Source organism: Amycolatopsis sp. lyj-90 (genome assembly GCF_046549035.1).
Lineage (GTDB): Bacteria > Actinomycetota > Actinomycetes > Mycobacteriales > Pseudonocardiaceae > Amycolatopsis.
Genome location: NZ_JAJPWP010000001.1, coordinates 652,894 through 669,416 on the forward strand (window position 1 = coordinate 652,894; position 16,523 = coordinate 669,416).

A 16,523-nucleotide genomic window follows, 5' to 3' on the forward strand; every position below is an offset into this window, starting at 1 on the left:
AGGACGAAAAACGTCTTGAAAGCCCCTTTCCTGACCTCCGTCAGACCACTTCGAAGTTCGCCATCATCGCCATGTCCTCGTGTTCGGCGTTGTGGCAGTGGAAGACGTAGCGGCCGCGGTAGCCGTCGAAGCGGGCGATGACCTCGACCGACTCGCCGGGGCTCAGGTCGACGGTGTCCTTGATACCACCGTCGAACGGTCCCGGCGGGCGTCCGCCGCGCGAAAGGATCCGGAATCCCACCAGGTGCAGATGCACGGGGTGATGGATGTCGGCGACGAACCGCCAGATCTCCGCCTCGCCGAAGCGCGGGCTCGCCGACATCAGATCCGGCGAGAAAGGCTCCCCGCCGATCACCCAGCCCTCTCGCCCGTGGACGGTGCCGGCACGGAACGAGAACTCGCGCGTGGTCGCCGCCTGCTCGCGAGTGAGCGGCGGGATTTCGCTGAGTTTCGCCGGGACCCGGCTTTCGTCCGGCGCGCGGCGGGCGACGACGAACCGCATGACCCGGGCGGTCGGGCCGGTGCCGAGCCGGTTCACCAGGGTGACTTCGGTCCCCATCGGATACCGGCCGAAGTCGACGACGAGGTCGTACCGCTCCGCGGGCGCGATCGGCAGATGGTCGTGCTCTCGCGGCGCGTCGAGGAGGCCTTGGTCGGCGCCGATCTGGACGAATCCGCCGCCGCCGGGCGGTGGCGGATCCAGCGCCAGGTCGTAGCGGCGGGCGTTGGAGGCGTTGAGGACCCGGAGGCGGTATCGCACGGCCGCCACCTCGTGTACCGGCCACGGCGCGCCGTTGACGAGGATGACGTCACCGAAAACGCCCTCCACGTAAGCACTTTCCACTCCCGGCGTGGTCCGCAGCGTCCGATCGAGAGACGGATACGCGAAGGCGCCGTGCGCGTCGAAGGAGCGGTCGGCGATCATCAGCGGCAGTTCGCGCTCCCCGGACGGCAGCCCCAGTGACTCTTCCTCGTCGTCGCGGACCAGATGGAAACCGGCGAGGCCCCGGTACACGGCGGGACCGGTGAAGTCCATGCGATGGTCGTGGTACCAGAGGGTCGCGGACCGTTGCCGCAGCGGGAAAACGTAGTCGCGCGAGCCGTTCGAGAGCCGGGCGCGGGCATCGGCCATGCCGTGCCCGGCATGGCCGGCGTTCCAGCCGGACAGCGGCAGGACGAGGTCGGTCGGGTAGCCGTCGGAGTCGGCGGGCGTGTGCCCGCCGTGCAGATGGACGACGGTCGGGACGGGAAGTTCGTTGCGATGGTGGACCACGGCGGTCCGGTCCCGCCGTGATTCGATCGTCGGGCCGGGGAAGATCCCGTCATAGCCCCAGATCGGTGTCCGGACGCCCGGGAGGATCTCGGCCGTCGCCGCGCGCTGGGTGATCGTGTAGTGATCGGCGTCCGCTGTCCTTTGTGGACGCAAGACCGGCGGGATCGGCAGCGGTACCCGGAACGGCTCCGGCAAGGGGAGCCCGCTGCGCAGCAACTCGCCGGTGCCCGGCGAACCCTGCGCGAGCAGCCGGGGAGCGGTGAGCCCCGCGGCGAGGAGGACACCCGCTCCGCCGGCGAGCCCGAGGAACGTCCGGCGGGGGAGCCCGCGGCTCATCGGTCCACCCGCCAGATCCCGATGGTCGTCAGCACCACTCCGGTGACGAGGGCGACGCCGAGCGGGATGTGCAGGTCGAGCGCGCCCGCCATCCCGGCGAGGTACTGCGCGGTCTCGCCCGCCGCGAGCAGCAGGCTGACCCAGAACAGCCAGCGCGGTCCGCGGACCAGCCACAGCACCAGTGCCGCCAGAATCTGGGCGTAGGCCAGGTACGACACGGCGTCGGCGCCCCATTTGTGCAGCCAGAGCATGTCGTAGTCGCCGCCGAGATAGCCGCCGGCGAACACCGGCTGGCCGATGATCGCGACGGCGTGGGCGCTCACGAGCACCCTGTTCACCACCAGCGTCCGGCTTCGGGTAGTCACGGTTCCACTCACGCGAACGAACGTAAGAGCCGAAGCCTTATGCTGTCCAAGACAAGATCGGTTATCTGTTCATAACAGGTGAGGCATCAGCAGTGGATCTTCTGGCGCTCCGGTACTTCCAGACGGTCGCCCGGCTCGAACACGTCGGCCGTGCCGCCGAGAAGCTGCGTGTCGCGCAGCCTTCGCTCAGCCGGACGTTGGCCCGGCTGGAAAACGACCTCGGCGTCCCCCTGTTCGACCGGCACGGCCGCCGGATCCGGCTCAACCGGTTCGGCGCCGCGTTCCTCCGCCGCGTCGACCGGGTACTGGCCGAACTCGACGACGCCCGGCAGGAACTCGACGACGCCGCCGGGCTGGAACGCGGCACGGTCACCGTCGCGGCCGAAAGCCTGCTCGTCCTCACCGAACCGCTGCGCACCTTCATTCCCGGTCATCCGCTGGTGGACGTCCGGCTGTCCCAGTCGTCGGCGGAGGGGATGGCGGAAAGACTCCGATCCGGTGACGTCGATCTGTGCATCACGTCGCAACCGTTGTCCGGCAACGACATCCGAAGCCGGGTGCTGCTCGACGAAGTCGTGATGCTCTGCGTGCCGTCCGGTCACCGGCTGGCCGGACGCGGCCGCGTCGGTCTCGCGGACCTCGAAGGAGAGCCGTTCCTCACCACGCGGCCCGGTTACTGGCAGCGCGCACTCGTGGATCACCTCTTCGCGAAGGCCGGCCTCGAACTCCACATCGTCTGCGAGGGCGACGAAGCCGCCGTGCTCTTCCAACTCATCGACGCGGGTCTCGGGATCGCGCTCGTGCCTTCCCTCGGCCTGCGGGCCGACACCAGCCCGACGGTGGTGTGGCTCGAGGTCGACGACCCCGAATGCCGTCGCGTGCTCAGCGTCGCGTGGCGCGAGGACACGTACCTTTCCGCGGCCGCCCGGCGCTTTCGGGAGCACACCGTCGAACACTTCCGTGCACAGGCCGAAGCCGGGCCCGGTCGCGCTGACCAGGGCCCGGCTTCGGGAGGTGTTACGGGTTGAGCGTGACGCTGTAGGCGCTCAGGGCCTCGCCGATCGGCTGGAAGTACGAGCTTCCGCCGCCCTTGCCGGAGGTGATGCCCAGGCCGATGCTCCCGGAGAACAGGCAGCCGCCCGAGTCACCGGGGTTGACCAGCGCGTTGGTCTGGATCAGCTGGTACACCGAGCCTTCGGCGTAGTTCACGGTGACGTTGAGCCGCTGGACCGAACCCGAGGTGAGGCGGGTGGTGCTGCCGCTCTTGCTGATCCGCTGCCCGACGGTCGCGGAACCGGCGGAGGAGATCTTCTGGGTCGAACCGTTCCACAGGGTGACCGCGCCGGGGCCGCTGCCGGAGGTGTTGCGGATCAGGCCGTAGTCGTTGGTCGGGAAGCTGGCGCCCTGCGACGGCCCGACGTTCCACTGCGAGACCGCGCGGGTGCAGTGGCCGGCGTCGAGGATGTAGTTCTGGCCGCCCTTGTTGGTGTTGAACCCGACCGAGCAGCGGGTGCCGCCGCCGGTGATGGCCTCACCGTTGTAGATCGCGGTGTGCATCTCGCCGGTGGTCCGCTCCACGCGGACCCGGTCGCCGAGCGCTTCGGCGGCCTTCACGAGGGCCTCGGAGCCCTTGGCGGCGTCGGACACGGTCAGTACTACCTGGTTGGTCTTCGGGTCGAGGCCGATCGACGTGTGCGTGACCGTGGGCAGCGCCTGCAGGGCGTTCTGCGCGCTCGAAAGCGCCGCGCTGGAGTGCTTGACCACGCGGGCCTGCGCGCCGGTCGCGGTCACCTGGTCCGCGGCGGCCTGGTCGAGCACGTTCACCACAGGCCGGGCGGAGTCGTCGAGGTAGCCGTCGGCGGCACGGGAACCGAGGGAGGCGGTGACCTTCTGCACTGTTTCGGCGGCTGCCGTCTGCGCCCGCAGGAAGTTCGTGGCGGCGGCCTGGCTGACCCCGGCGTCCGAAGCGAGGGACGTCACCGCTTCACTCTGCACGGTGGGGGAGTAGCCCTCGATGGTGGTGGCGGTGGCCGTTGATGGCGCCAGGAAGCCGATGACCGCGGCTGCGGCCACCATGGTGGTGGCGGTACGGGCTAAGGGGTTTGTGCGCATACCGGGAACTCACTTTCGCGAGGGAGGATCCAGCGCGAAGGGTGGCCACGCTGGACGCGGTGGGTGGCCGGGCACGGCCAAGGTGGCCCGGCACCGGTGATCCGGTCTCGATCCAGGGTGATCGCGTCCACCGGTGCCGGGTACCGACTTTCGTTGGGCAGGAAGAAAGATAGGTATCGCACCGATCGGCCTACCGACCCATTCGCGCACAGCAAACGGCGCCGTAACACCGGTGTGATCACACGCCCGGCCTAGAGATCGTTCTCCGCGCAGACGGTCCGTGAGGGGATACGGGGTTCTCTACGGGGTCGTGAGCGTGGTCCCGTACCCAGGATCAGTCGTCGAAGGCGAGCCGTGCGAAGCGTTCCCCGATGAGCCGGTGCGTGGCCGCGTCCGGATGGAGTTCGTCGGGCAGCGGCATGGCGGCCTGATCCGCCTCGCCGTACAGGGTGAGGCCGTCGAGGTAACGCAGGTTCGGATCGGTCGCGCTGCGCTCCTTGACGATGCGGGCGAGCTCGCCGCGGATCGTGGTGAGCGTCAGCTTTCCCGCGGCGGTCTCGGCGGGGTCGCCGGTGGCCTTGAACCGCAGCTTTCCCTCGCTCATCGCGACGGCGCAGGGTCCCGGCGTGTGCTCGTGAATCGCGCAGTGGATCGGCGAGACGACCAGCAGCGGCGTGGTGGGGTGCCCTTCCCGGACGGTGTCGAGGAAACCGTGCACGGCCGGGACGAACGCGCGCAGGCGCATCGCGTCGGAGTTGACGAGGTTGATGCCGATCTTGACGCTGATCAGGTCGGCGGGCGTGTCCCGCATGGCGCGGGCGGTGAACGGGTCGAGCAGCGCGCTGCCGCCGAAACCCAGGTTGACCAGCTCCACCCCGGCGAGGGCCGAGGCCACGGCGGGCCACGTTCCGGTCGGGGTCGCCGCGTTGGAGCCGTGACTGATGGAGCTGCCGTGGTGCAGCCAGGTCCTGCGGCCGCGGGTCTGTGCACTGTGGACGGTCGTGTCGGTGCGCAAGGCGACCAGCTGGGTGGTTTCGTCGTGCGGCAACCAGATCTCGACGTCCTTCTCGTCACCGGGCAGATCGGCGAAGCGCACGGTGCGCACGGGACCGGGTTGGGTTCGCATGCTGCCGTCGGTCATGTCGATGGTGAGCGTGTCGCCTTCGGTCACGCTGGCCCGTCCGGCGAGGCGCCCGTCGACGAGCAGTTCGTAGACGCCGTCGGGCCGGGGCGGCACGCCGACGTAGACCCGCTTGGTGGCGATGACGTCCAGTTCGACGACCGTCGCCGTGGTGCGGAAGGCCAGCCGGACACCGGACGGCTGCGATTCCGCCATGGCCAGCTGGCCGTCGGGGATCTGCTGCCGGGCCCGCGCGGGCAACCGGTGGGGGAGTACGCCGCGTTCCGTGCGCTCCAGGTCGAGGGCGCCGCGGACGAGGTCGGAGGTGATCGGGGTGGTGAGCATTTCCTTGTTCATTTCCTTCGGGGCCAAGCGCGCAGCAGGACGTCGAGCGCGTCGAGGATTTCGATCCAGCTTTCCTGCGAGCCGGGGGTGCTGTGACTGAAGCCGCCGGCGGACTCCAGCCCGACGAAGCCGCTGAAGACACTGCCCAGCAGCCGTACGGCGTGGGTCTGGTGCGGTTCGGCCAGGTCGTAACCGCGCAGGATCGCGCGCATCAGCTCGGCGTGCCGGACGCCCGCGCTGGTGACGGCCTGTTCCGGGGCGAGCCGGAACCTCGCGGCGGTGAACCGGCCGGGGTGTTCGAGGGCGTAGTCGCGATGGACGTTCGCCAACGCGATCAGCGCGTCCCGCCCTGCCAAGCCCGCCACTGCTGTCGCGGCCAGATCGGCGAGTTCGGCCAAGGCCAGCAGGGCGATTCCGGTCTTCAGCTCGTGGGCGCTCTTCACGTGCGAATACAGGCTCGCCGTCTTGACGCCGCATCGCTTGGCGACTTCCGTCGGGGTCACCTGCTCGAAGCCGACCTCGTCGGCCATCTCCGCTCCCACCAGGACCACGCGTTCCGTGGTCAGCCCTGCTCGCACCATGTTCGCCAGCTTATCATAGTCCATTCGGGAATTGCCTAATGTGTTTAGGAAGGCAAAACCTGGGTTCGGTAGCGGCCGCCCTGACGGAAGCTGGGCGCAGCCCGAACGGAGGTGAGCGTGATGAACACAGTGGACCCGGCCCAGGCCCGGCGCGACCGCATCGAGCGCTGGCGGGGAGACCGGCGCCTGCTCGTCGGCGCGATCGTGGCCTCGGCCGTCGCCGTGGTGAGCGGATTCGTGGCCGGGCGCGGGTTCGGCTCCTTCGTCGAGGTGTTCCGGACCATGGCGATCGACAGCGTTTTCGACGACCGCTCCGACGGTGACCCGCCCTACGGCGTGGTGTGGGGAACCTTCGCCGTCTTCGGCGGTATCGCCGGGGCGAGCCTCGCCAATGTCGCCATGAAGCGCTACCAGGGCCGCCCGGCGGGATCGGTGTTCCCGGTCGTCCTCCTGCTCGCCGCGAGTACCCTCGGCACCTGGGAATCGTCGCGGGAGTGGCTTCCGCCGCTCGCCGTCGGCATCGCGGTCGACCCGGTCTTCCACACGGACGAGAAGTGGGGATTCTGGGGATGGCTGCTGTACTACGCGGACCGGTGGGTGCCCGCGCTCATGCTCGTCCTGACCTTCCTCGTGCTGTGGTACGCCATCCGCGTCTCACGCCGGTACGTCGAGATGGTCCGGACCAGGGACCGGCTGCTGGCCTACGGTCGCCGCGTGCCTGCTCAAATCGTCGACGTGAAGGTGCACGTCGGCGGGGACGAATCGGGAACCCGGGTCGTCGGCACCACCGTCACACTGTGCTTCGTCGACGTCGCGGGGGTCCGGCACTGGGTGACCCGCCGCACCCGGGACACCACCATCGCCACCGCCGAAGTGCTGTTCGATCCGGCGTCACCGGCCGATGACAAGAAGATCTTCGTGGCGCTCCGGCGCTGCCCCGCCCTCAGCGACTGGCTGCCCGCGGCCTGAAAGTCTGGAGTCACGTTCATGTCGGCTGTCCCCGAACCCGCCCGCCCCGGCCCGCTCGCCCTCGTCCGCGGATTCCTGTCCGGGATCGTCATCGGGACGACACTGTGCGCCTTCGTGGTCGGCATCATCATCGAGTACGTCCCGCTGATCATCGCCGGTCTGGGGCTACCCGTCGTCTACGGAATCCTGCTCTACCTCGCCGGGGCACCGCGACGCGCCCGCGAGGCGGCGATCGTCCCGGTGGTCGCGCTCGCGAAGATCGAGAGCCTTCGGGCCAGTGGTACGGAAACGGGCGACATCCCGGTCGACTTCGTCCTCACCGTCGCCCCCGACGGCGCGGCGACGTACCGCGTCAAGATCCAGCACGGCGTCAACCTGGTGGACATCCCGAACCACCGGCCCGGCGGCATCCTCGTCGTCCAGTACCCGCCGAACAGGCCGTGGAAGGCGCAGATCGTGGACCGGCCTTCGCCGGAGTGGGAGCGCCGTGCCGTCGGCGCCGTGATCGAGTCCGCTCCGGAGACCAGTCTGGTCCAAGAGCAGGCGGAGGGCTGTGGGTACGGCGCGCTCACGCTCTTCGGATTGCTGCTCGGGGCGGCGCTCGTGCTGTTCCTGTTCCGTGCGGAGCTGTTCGGCCCGGAGTCCCGTACCGGGTCGGAAGAGACGCAGTCTTCGACGTCGTCGAGCGTGACCACGTCTTCGTCGGGCTCGGCCACCGTTACCGTCGGTCAATCGTTGCTGGGCGAGGGGGAGTTGCGGCGGGCGATCGACTCGCTGGCGGAGGCCGCGGACGTTTCGCAGGTGGTCACCGTGGTGGTCGAAGAGCGACGGCTGACCGTGGTCTTCGCGCCGACCGACGCCCAGGTGCCGCGGTTCGACCTCCGCACCCTGGCCGTCGACGGCCTCCCGGCCCTGGTCAAGCGGGCGACGACCACGATCAACGTCGGCTCGCCGCAGACCTGGCAGATCACGATCGTCCCGTTCGGGAACGTCGTGAGCAGCCGTGTCATCGTGACCGGTCCCGGCGGGAGTGGCTCACTCGCGGATGGTGGTTAGCGGCCGCGCCTGTGGTGATTCGGGTTAGAACGGGTAAGTCAAAGGTGGCGTGACCGAGCCTCTGCGATGAAGGACCCCTTCGCTGGCTTCAAGGCTGAGAGATGGCCTTTGCGGCGTGGTTCTGGACCGGTCAGCGGGCGCCAGTCGTTCCCCGAGTGTTCACAGGGGGACACTCTCTGACGGTTGAATGTCCGGTTAACGGCTAGATGTGCGGTTTTCGAGGGGGTCGTGAGTGGTAAGGAGGGTTAGAACGCGCTTTACCACTCACGACCCCGCTCGCAAAGCGTGCAAATAGTCATCAATCAGACACTTACTCGCCCAGGGGTGTCCTCTGTGGACGGTCGGGATGAGGTCGGCTTTCGTCGGACGGCCAGATCCGCGACGCTGAAGGCTCGGCGCGACCCGCCCGCGAACACACCACGTTTGCCCTTCCCCTCAATAGAACCCGAATCACCACTCACGACACAGCCGGACGGCGGCGCGTTCACCCGAAGTGTCCAGTCGTTGAACACTCGTCTGACGGCTGGACTTCGCCCCGTCCCACCGGTAGACCAAGATCCCGTGACCTCTGCCAAGCGCCGCCTCGCGGGCGTTCTCGCCGTCCTCTTGCTCACGATGGCCGGCACCGCCGCTCCGGCCTCGGCCGCCACGAACCTGACCGTGCTGAGCTTCAACATCTGGCTGCAGGGCTCGCACGGCGGGATCGGCTCGGTGGTGAACCAGATCCGGGCTTCGGGCGCGAACGTGGTGGCGCTTTCGGAGACCGGCGGCGGCGCCACCGAAGCGATCGCCGACGCGCTGGGCTGGCAGCACACCGAGCCCGGCTGGGACATCGACGTGATCAGCGCGCTGCCGATCCAGGCCACCGACTGGAAATCGTGGAACGACACGGGCGCGAGGGCCATCACGGCGAAGATCGCCGGGGTCTGGGTCTACTCGATCCACCTGGACTACACGAAATACGGCCCGTACAACGCGTGCTTCGACAAGGACGGTGTCAGCACGATCCTCGCCGACGAGACGAACCGCCGCCGTCAGGCCGAGCAGATCGCGGAATGGACGGGCAGCAGTCCCGGCATCGTCGCCGGCGACCTCAACAGCCCGTCCCATCAGGACTGGACCGCGGCCGCCAAGTCCCGGCACTGCGGCTACGAGGTGGCCTGGCCGACGACGAAGGCGTTCACCGCTCGCGGTTTCACCGATTCGTACCGGAAGCTGCGGCCCGACCCCGTCGCCGATCCTGGCGACACCTGGTCGCCGGTGGTCAAGGACAACCAGGGCAGGCCGGAGCCGCAGGACCGGATCGACTTCGTCTTCTACCGCGGCGGATCGATCACACCCAAGAGCACCCGGACCTTCGGCGGCGGGTCGGGCTGGCCGTCGGACCACCTGGCCGTGCTGAGCGCGTTCACGGTGTCCTGACGGGGAGTTCGCGCACTCCCAGTTGCTCGAAGAGCCAGAGGATGTCCGCGTTGATCCAGTATTCCGCGATCAGCCCGTCGGCCACGCGCAGGATGTCCGTGCCGTGGAAGGAAACGCGGCGGCCCACCTGCTCTTCGTCCGCGCCGGGGAACCCGCCTCGGTAGGTTCCTTCGGCCAGCCAGCGCAGGACGAGGACGTCCCCGTCGACGATCGGTCCGATGTGGACGGTGAACAGCAGATCCGGGAACGCCGCCCGGAGGCCGCCCACCCAGGTCTTCAGGTTCTCCCTGCCGACGGTCGCCCGCACCGGCCCGCCGTCGAGCGGGGCCGCGTGCCAGGTGAAGTCCTCGGGCACGGTGGTTTCGGTCAGCGCCAGGTCGCCGTTCCAGATCGCCACCCAGGATTCGGCCAGTTTCGCGAATTCGCCCGCCATCGTCAGTCACCGTGCTTTCCGGGCGCGGCGCTGCCGGAGTACTCGCCGAGATCGGAGACCAGCTTGGTCAGCTCGGCGTCGTTGTCGTAGCGGCGCTGGTGCAGTTCGGCGATCTTCGCGCCCATCTCGGGGCCCGGGTCGTCGGTGATGTCGAACGACGCGAACTTGTCGACCAGAGGCAGCCCGACCCGGTCGGTGTTCCGGTGCGCCGGGTGGATGAGGTATTCCCAGTAGCCTTCGAGATCCTCCAGCACGAAGACGGCGCCCCATTCGTACTCGCCGCCGAAATCGCGGCCGACCACGAAGGATTTCACCGACGGGATGACCCGGCCCTGGTTGCGGAGGCTTTCCAACGCTTCCTCGACCTGTTCCGGCGAGGCGTCGGGCCGGAGGGTGAAACGGTTGCCGTGGTAGATCATCGTGCTTCCTTTCGTTTCGAGAGAAGAGCGGCGAGCGCCGCTCCGATCGCCATCGCGATGCCGGTCGAGGTGAAGGCACCGTCGATGCCGATGGTCTGGATGAGTGGCTGGACGACGAGCGGGGACAGGAACTGCCCGAGGAAGATCCCGGTGACCAGGCCACTGAGCACCCGGCCGCGTTGCGCGGGACCGGCGAACTCGGCCAGGCGCAGGTTGAGGTTCGGGACGACGAAGCCGACGCCGAAACCACCGACGAGCAGTCCGGCCACGACCTGGACGACGGTGCCCGCGGTGCCGATCAGCAGCCAGCCCGCGCCGAGGAGCGCGACGCTGATCGTGGTGATCGCGGTGGGGTTCAGGCGTTTGCGCAGGTGGGGGAAGGCGAGGGCGCCGGCGACGCTGGTGAGCGTGCTCCCGGCGACCACGGCGCCGATGACGGCGGGGCCGCTGCCGAAACCTTCCAGCAGGAACGGCAACTGCGTCGGCGCCATGTAGAAGACCAGCGTCGCGACCAGCGCCAGGACGTACACGCCGATGATGCGGCCGGGCAGCCGGGCCCGCTGGCCCTCACGCACCGTGGGATCGCTCCGCGGCGGTTCACGCAGGGAGACGATCGCGAAGACGGCCACGATCGCCGAGGCCGAGTACATCCAGAACGGTGCCTGCCAGCTCACCGTGGCCAGCAGCCCGGCCAGCGGCAGGAAGACGACACCGCCCAGACTCGCGAACGCCTGCTGGAGCCCGAGGAAGGACGCGCGGCCCGGGCCTTCGAACCAGTCGGTGATCAGCGTGCTGACCGCGGTCATGATCCCGCCGACGGCGAGCCCGAGCCCGGCCCGGGTGACCAGCAGCAGGGAGAGGTCGCTCACGAAGAACCCGGCCGTGCCGGTGATCGCGTAGAGCACGAGCCCGGTCAGGAGCAGCGGACGGCGCCCGACGCGGTCGGCGAAGATCCCGGACAGCGGCGCGCTGATCGCGATCGCGAGCGAGGTCACGGTCAGTGCCAGCCGCACGAGAAGTCCCGAGCCGGGCGTACCGGCGAAGACCTCCCGCATGGCGGGCAGGCTGGGCGCGATGATCGCCGCGGCCATGATGGTCAGCGTCGCCGCTGCCAGCACGGTGCCGCGGGCCAGGCGCGTCGGCGTCAAGGAGGCTGCTCGGTTCGTCACGTCACCAACCTCGCAGCGGCGCCCCCGCGCTCGCGTCGGTGAAAATCGCCTATCTCCTCGGTATGCCGAGGCGGCAGGTGAGCCGGACCACCGATCCGGAGATCATCGGTAACGTGGGGCGATGACCGACGAGATCTTGCCCGCCGTCGCCGGAGAGATCCTTACCGGAGAAGCCGCCTTGTCCGTCGCCGGGCGTGACTGGGGGAACCTGATCCACGCGAGGCCCGGCCTGGTGGTGCGACCCGCCTCGGTGACCGATGTGGCCGTGGTGCTCAGGTTCGCCGCCGCCCGTGGCCTGCCGGTCGCCGCCCGGGGCGCCGGACATTCGCCGTACGGCCAGGGATTGGCCGAGGGCGGGATCGTGCTGGACATGACCGCGCTGCCGCCGCACCGGATGGTCACCGGGGATCGGGTTTCGGTGGAGGCAGGAGCTCGCTGGCGTGAAGTACTGGAAACGACGCTGCCGCACGGGCTGACACCGCCGGTGCTCACCGACTACCTCGAGTTGACCGTCGCCGGCACGCTGGTGGTCGGCGGGATCGGCGGCGCCACCCACCAGCACGGCACGCAGACCGATGGCGTGGTGGAACTGGAGGTCGTCACCGGAACCGGCGAGGTGCGCACCTGCTCGCGTGACACTGATGCCGAACTCTTCGACGCCGTCCTCGGTGGCCTCGGCCAATGCGGGGTGATCACCCGAGCGACCTTGCGGCTGATCCCGGCACCGGCGCGGGCCCGGCGGTGGAAGCTCTATTACGACTCCCTTCCGGCGTTCCTGGCGGATCAGCGTGCCGTCGTCGTGGACGGTCGCTTCGCTTACGTGGAAGGCCAGCTGATCCCCGACGGCGACGGCTGGCGGTACATGCTGGAGGCGGTCGCCTACTACACGCCGCCAGTGGGACCGGACGAGGCTGTGCTGCTGGACTCGCTCGGATTCGGCGAGTCCGAAGTCGAAGACACGACGTATTCCGGATTCCTCAACCGGATGGCCGACGGGGAGGCGGCCTTGCGGGCAGAGGGAAGCTGGTTCCATCCGCACCAATGGCTGAACGTCTTCCTCACCGACGGCACGGTCGAGCAGATCGTGGCCGAGACCCTCGCGGCCACCGGCGAAGCCGAACTGGGCGCCACGGGGCTGATCCTCCTCTATCCGGTGCGGAACGACCGGTTGGAGACCCCTCTGTTCAGCGTGCCTCAGGGGGAGATCTCCTGGCTCTTCTCCCCGCTGCGCAACGGTTTCCCGGACGACCCGCTGCACAACGCGCGCTTGCTGGAATTGAACGTGGATCTCTACCGGAAGGCCCGGGACCTGGGTGGGAAGGTCTACCCGTCGAACGCGCTGCCGATGTCCACAGAGGACTGGCGTGCGCACTTCGGTGCCGCCTGGCCGAAGCTCGCCGAGGCGAAGGCCCGGTACGCGCCGGGGAACCTGCTCAACCCTGGGCAGCGGTTGCGGGTTCCTTGACACCTGCGGCCGGCACCGGACATCCCGGACACTGGTAGAAATGTCCGATGCGGGATTTCTTCAAGGGTTTCCGGATGTTCGGGCAAGGCCTGGGCATCCTGCTGCGGTCACCGAGACTGCTGCTGATCGGGGCGCTGCCCGCGGTGCTGACCACGCTGCTGCTCCTCGGCGGAGTCGTCGCGCTGGCGTTCTGGATCGACGATCTTGCGCTGCTGCTCACCCCCTTCGCGGACGACTGGGACGAGGGTTTGCGGACCGCGGTGCGGGTGGCGGCGGGTGCCGCGGTGTTCGGGGTGGCGCTGGCCATCGCCATGATCGGGTTCACAGCGATCACCCTCGCCATCGGCGGGCCGTTCTACGAGCACATCGCGGAGAAGGTCGAAGACGATCTCGGCGGCGTTCCCGGCGCGGTGGAGTTGTCGGGGTGGCGGTTGCTGGTGATGGGCTTGAAGGACGGGCTGTCGCTGGTGCTGCGCTCGCTGATGTTCACGATCCCGCTCCTGATCGCGGGCTTCGTCCCCGTGGTGGGGCAGACCGTCGTGCCGGTCCTGCTGGCACTGGTCACGGCGTGGTTCCTGGCGCTGGAACTGATCGCCGTGCCGTTCTACCGGCGGGGGATGGGCCTGAAGGAGCGGCGGCGACTGCTGCGCAAGCGCCGCGCGCTCGCTCTCGGGCTGGGGCTTCCCGTGTCGCTGCTGTGCCTGATCCCCTTCGCCGCGCTGATCGTGATGCCGATGGGCTTCGTCGGCGGGGTGCTCGTCGCCCGCGACGTCCTCACGCCGACCGTGCGTGAGCCTCACGAAGTACGCTGAGGAAGACGTCGACCGACTCCGCGCCGGAGATGCCGAGGGTGCGGTCGAAGACGAAGAACGGCGCTCCGCGGGCACCCAGTCGCCTCGCCTCACGAGCGTCTTCCCGGACCGCGTCGGCGTAGTCGTCTCCGGCCAGGACTTGGCGCGTCTCTTCGGCGTCCAAGCCGATCTCGACCGCGAGGCGGACGAGGGTCTCGGTGTCGTCGAGGATCTCGCCGTCGACCAGTAGCGCGCGCATCAGTCGTTCGTGGGCGCGGGCTCCGAGTCCATGTCGCCCCGCGAACTGGGCGACACGATGGGCGTCGAAGGTGTTGCACATGTAGGCGCTGTCGAAGTCGTACGTCAGGCCTTCGGCCGCCGCGGGCTCGGTGACCCTGCCGACCATCGAACGCACCTCGGCGAGGGTTCCGCCCGTCTGCTCGATGAGAGCCTCGTAGAGCGGCCGGGCCGCGCCGCGCGGGTAGTGCGGGGCGAGTTGGAAGCTGCGCCACACGACCTCGACGTCACCATCGTGTTCGAACCGGCCGATCGCCTTGTCCAGGCGGCGTTTGCCCAGGTAACACCACGGGCAGCCGACGTCGGACCACACTTCTACCTGCATGTTCCGCCTCCGGGAATGCTCTGTCGAGAAGACGATCTGCGCTCACGCGCTAGCATGGGCCGGGTGACAGGTTCGGCGATCGACGCGCTCCCGCAAGGGCTGGATGACAATCTCGGCTGGCTGTTGGGGCAGGCATGCCAGGCGCATGGATCCGTTCTTGAGGACGCTGTCTCCGAGGTTCCGCACGGCTTGCGCGGCTTCCAGGCGCTGTGCGGCGCGGTACGCGGGAGCGCGCGAAACCAGGCGCAGCTGGGCAAGCAACTCGGCATCGACCGCACCGTGATGGTGTACCTGGTCGACGACCTGGTGTCCGCCGGGCTGGTGGAACGTACGGTGGACCCGGGTGACAGGCGGAACAAACTGGTCCTGGGCACCGAGGCGGGCCGGAAGCTGCTGGACAAGACCAAGGAAGCGATCCTGGCCGCGGAGGCCGAGGTACTGGCTCCGTTGACGGAGAAGGACCAGGACCGGTTCCGGGAGATGCTGCGCGCCGTCGTCGCGCACAACCTGCGCTCAGCCACGTGAGAGGGACTCCGTCCGCGCCGGCACGAGCACGAGTGCGGCGATGATGGCCAGCACGACGAAGACCGTGCTTCCCAGATAGGCGACCCGGAAGCCGGACGCCGCCGCTTCCCGTTGTCCCACACCGGTTTCGACCAGTGACGAGGCGCGGGAAGCGGCGACGGTCGCCAGTACGGCGGTGCCCATGGCCGCGCCGATCTGCAGGGTGGTGTTCACCAGACCCGAGGTGACACCGGTGTGTTCCGGCGATCCGGACGACATGGCGGTGCCGATGACGGCGGGTACCGCGGCGCCCATCCCGATCCCGGCCAGCAGAAGTGGCGGGAGCACGTCGGTGAAGTAGAGCCCGTCGACCGGGGCCCGGGTCAGCAACGCCAGTCCCGCCGCCGCGACGAGGAGCCCGCCTGCCAGGACCGGGCGGGTACCGAAACGGCCGATCAGCCGAGGCCCGAGCCAGAGCGCGACGACGGCGTTCGCGACCGGGGTCGGCAGGAAGGCGAACCCGGTGGTGAGCGCGTCGAGTTCGAGAACCTGCTGCAGGTAAAGGGCGGTGAGGAACTGGAAGCCCATCATGCCCGCCACCATGAGGATCATGACGATGTTCCCGCCGGTCACCGGGCGGGAGCGGAACAACGCCAGTGGCATCAGCGGTACCGGCGCCTTTTTCTGGCGAAGGACGAAACCCGCCAGCAAAAGCACCGCGAGCGCGAGCAAGGACCAGCGCCGGACGGGCTCGCCGGTGTCGACGATGACGTAGACCAGCAGCATCGCGCCCGAGGTCACCAGCACTGCTCCGATGACGTCGACACCCGCTCGCAGGCCCGCGCCGCTGTCCCGTTCGATGATCGCGAAGGTCGCGAGGGCGACGACGATGCCGATGGGCACGTTCACCAGCATCGTCCAGTGCCAGCTGAGACCCTGCGTGAGCACGCCTCCCAGGATCATCCCGAGGGATGCCCCGCCCGCCTGGACGAAGCCGAAGAGCCCGAGTGCCTTGCCCTGCTCGGGTTGTCCGGGGAAGAGCGTGACGATCATGCCGAGCACGACCGACGTGGTGAGCGCGCCACCGATGCCTTGCAGACAGCGGAAGGCGATGAGCGTGGCCTGGTCGCTCGCCAAGCCACAGAGCAGCGACGCGACGGTGAAGACGCTCAGCCCGATCAGGAACACCCGCCGTCTGCCGATCAAGTCGCCCAGCCTGCCCGAGAACAGGAGCAGACCGCCGAAGGGCACGAGGTAGGCGTTCACGATCCAGGCCAGATTCGACGGCGTGAAGCCGAGATCGGCCTGGATGGACGGCAAGGCCACCACCACGATCGTGCCGTCGAGCACCACCATCAGCGAAGCCAGGCACAACACGGCGAGTGCGAGTTGCCGTGACCGGCCATGCGGGCCGCAGTCTTCGAGCATCGGTCGGATCCCCTCGGAATTAATCTGTGATACAGATAATCTGTGAAACAGACTATAGGGTTGGCGCGACTGTGTTGCCAAGGCCCTGTTCTGTGAAGGTTGACCGGTTGTGC

At 68.7% G+C, this 16,523-nt stretch carries 17 protein-coding genes; 7 read left to right on the forward strand and 10 right to left on the reverse strand.

Annotated elements, in window-relative coordinates:
* Window positions 1-40: 40 nt before the first annotated feature.
* Window positions 41-1,609 (reverse strand): multicopper oxidase family protein, encoded by a 1,569-nt coding sequence (locus ACLJPX_RS02580; protein ID WP_410598534.1) that lies wholly within the window; start codon window positions 1,607-1,609, stop codon window positions 41-43.
* Complete coding sequence (locus ACLJPX_RS02585; protein WP_101608389.1) at window positions 1,606-1,986, reverse strand: hypothetical protein; 381 nt, start codon at window positions 1,984-1,986, stop codon at window positions 1,606-1,608. Before ACLJPX_RS02585 ends, ACLJPX_RS02580 begins: the two co-directional genes overlap by 4 nt.
* Before the next feature lie 80 nt (window positions 1,987-2,066).
* Here ACLJPX_RS02585 and ACLJPX_RS02590 point away from each other — a divergent pair, with 80 nt between their 5' ends.
* On the forward strand, window positions 2,067-3,002 hold the full coding sequence (locus ACLJPX_RS02590) for a LysR family transcriptional regulator (RefSeq protein ID WP_410598535.1): 936 nt from the start codon (window positions 2,067-2,069) through the stop codon (window positions 3,000-3,002).
* Here the strand turns inward: ACLJPX_RS02590 and ACLJPX_RS02595 are convergent.
* The 3 genes from ACLJPX_RS02595 to ACLJPX_RS02605 all read right to left on the reverse strand — a co-directional run bounded on the left by ACLJPX_RS02595 (window position 2,992) and on the right by ACLJPX_RS02605 (window position 6,132).
* Entirely contained in the window at window positions 2,992-4,050 is a 1,059-nt protein-coding gene (locus ACLJPX_RS02595; RefSeq protein ID WP_233223141.1) for a S1 family peptidase, read from the reverse strand. The two genes, ACLJPX_RS02590 and ACLJPX_RS02595, sit on opposite strands and share 11 nt — an antisense overlap.
* Before the next feature lie 370 nt (window positions 4,051-4,420).
* A complete protein-coding gene (locus ACLJPX_RS02600) occupies window positions 4,421-5,551 on the reverse strand; it encodes a GDSL-type esterase/lipase family protein (RefSeq protein ID WP_410599081.1) in 1,131 nt (376 codons plus the stop codon).
* Window positions 5,552-5,559: 8 nt separating this feature from the next.
* Window positions 5,560-6,132 carry a TetR/AcrR family transcriptional regulator gene (locus ACLJPX_RS02605; RefSeq protein WP_410599082.1) on the reverse strand — a complete coding sequence of 191 codons (573 nt, stop codon included), beginning with the start codon at window positions 6,130-6,132 and terminating at the stop codon, window positions 5,560-5,562.
* A gap of 120 nt (window positions 6,133-6,252) precedes the next feature.
* On the opposite strand from ACLJPX_RS02605, the gene ACLJPX_RS02610 reads away from it, so the two are divergent.
* From ACLJPX_RS02610 to ACLJPX_RS02620, 3 genes are all read left to right on the forward strand, one after another.
* Entirely contained in the window at window positions 6,253-7,101 is an 849-nt protein-coding gene (locus tag ACLJPX_RS02610) for a hypothetical protein (RefSeq protein WP_410598536.1), read from the forward strand.
* An 18-nt stretch (window positions 7,102-7,119) separates the two neighbouring features.
* The gene (locus ACLJPX_RS02615) at window positions 7,120-8,157 is read left to right on the forward strand and encodes a hypothetical protein (protein WP_410598537.1); all 1,038 of its coding nucleotides are present in this window, start codon (window positions 7,120-7,122) and stop codon (window positions 8,155-8,157) included.
* Window positions 8,158-8,718: 561 nt separating this feature from the next.
* Window positions 8,719-9,579, forward strand: coding sequence for an endonuclease/exonuclease/phosphatase family protein (locus ACLJPX_RS02620; RefSeq protein ID WP_410598538.1), 861 nt, complete (start codon window positions 8,719-8,721; stop codon window positions 9,577-9,579).
* Here ACLJPX_RS02620 and ACLJPX_RS02625 read toward each other — a convergent pair.
* From ACLJPX_RS02625 to ACLJPX_RS02635, 3 genes are read right to left on the reverse strand one after another with little or no spacing between them, the layout of a single operon-like run.
* The gene (locus ACLJPX_RS02625; protein ID WP_410598539.1) at window positions 9,566-10,012 is read right to left on the reverse strand and encodes an ester cyclase; all 447 of its coding nucleotides are present in this window, start codon (window positions 10,010-10,012) and stop codon (window positions 9,566-9,568) included. The two genes, ACLJPX_RS02620 and ACLJPX_RS02625, sit on opposite strands and share 14 nt — an antisense overlap.
* 2 nt (window positions 10,013-10,014) lie before the next feature.
* Entirely contained in the window at window positions 10,015-10,431 is a 417-nt protein-coding gene (locus ACLJPX_RS02630; protein WP_410598540.1) for a Dabb family protein, read from the reverse strand.
* Window positions 10,428-11,600, reverse strand: a complete 1,173-nt coding sequence (locus tag ACLJPX_RS02635) for an MFS transporter (protein ID WP_410598541.1) — start codon at window positions 11,598-11,600, stop codon at window positions 10,428-10,430. The genes ACLJPX_RS02630 and ACLJPX_RS02635 overlap by 4 nt, the downstream gene beginning before the upstream one ends.
* Before the next feature lie 121 nt (window positions 11,601-11,721).
* On the opposite strand from ACLJPX_RS02635, the gene ACLJPX_RS02640 reads away from it, so the two are divergent.
* Window positions 11,722-13,065, forward strand: coding sequence for an FAD-binding protein (locus ACLJPX_RS02640; RefSeq protein WP_410598542.1), 1,344 nt, complete (start codon window positions 11,722-11,724; stop codon window positions 13,063-13,065).
* Window positions 13,066-13,112: 47 nt separating this feature from the next.
* Complete coding sequence (locus tag ACLJPX_RS02645) at window positions 13,113-13,877, forward strand: EI24 domain-containing protein (protein ID WP_410598543.1); 765 nt, start codon at window positions 13,113-13,115, stop codon at window positions 13,875-13,877.
* Here ACLJPX_RS02645 and ACLJPX_RS02650 read toward each other — a convergent pair.
* The gene (locus ACLJPX_RS02650; protein WP_410598544.1) at window positions 13,840-14,478 is read right to left on the reverse strand and encodes a DsbA family protein; all 639 of its coding nucleotides are present in this window, start codon (window positions 14,476-14,478) and stop codon (window positions 13,840-13,842) included. The genes ACLJPX_RS02645 and ACLJPX_RS02650 overlap by 38 nt on opposite strands.
* A 54-nt stretch (window positions 14,479-14,532) precedes the next feature.
* On the opposite strand from ACLJPX_RS02650, the gene ACLJPX_RS02655 reads away from it, so the two are divergent.
* Window positions 14,533-15,003 carry a MarR family winged helix-turn-helix transcriptional regulator gene (locus ACLJPX_RS02655; protein ID WP_410598545.1) on the forward strand — a complete coding sequence of 157 codons (471 nt, stop codon included), beginning with the start codon at window positions 14,533-14,535 and terminating at the stop codon, window positions 15,001-15,003.
* On the opposite strand, the gene ACLJPX_RS02660 is transcribed toward ACLJPX_RS02655, so the two are convergent.
* Complete coding sequence (locus ACLJPX_RS02660; RefSeq protein ID WP_410598546.1) at window positions 14,992-16,410, reverse strand: MFS transporter; 1,419 nt, start codon at window positions 16,408-16,410, stop codon at window positions 14,992-14,994. The genes ACLJPX_RS02655 and ACLJPX_RS02660 overlap by 12 nt on opposite strands.
* Between the last annotated feature and the right edge of the window lie 113 nt (window positions 16,411-16,523).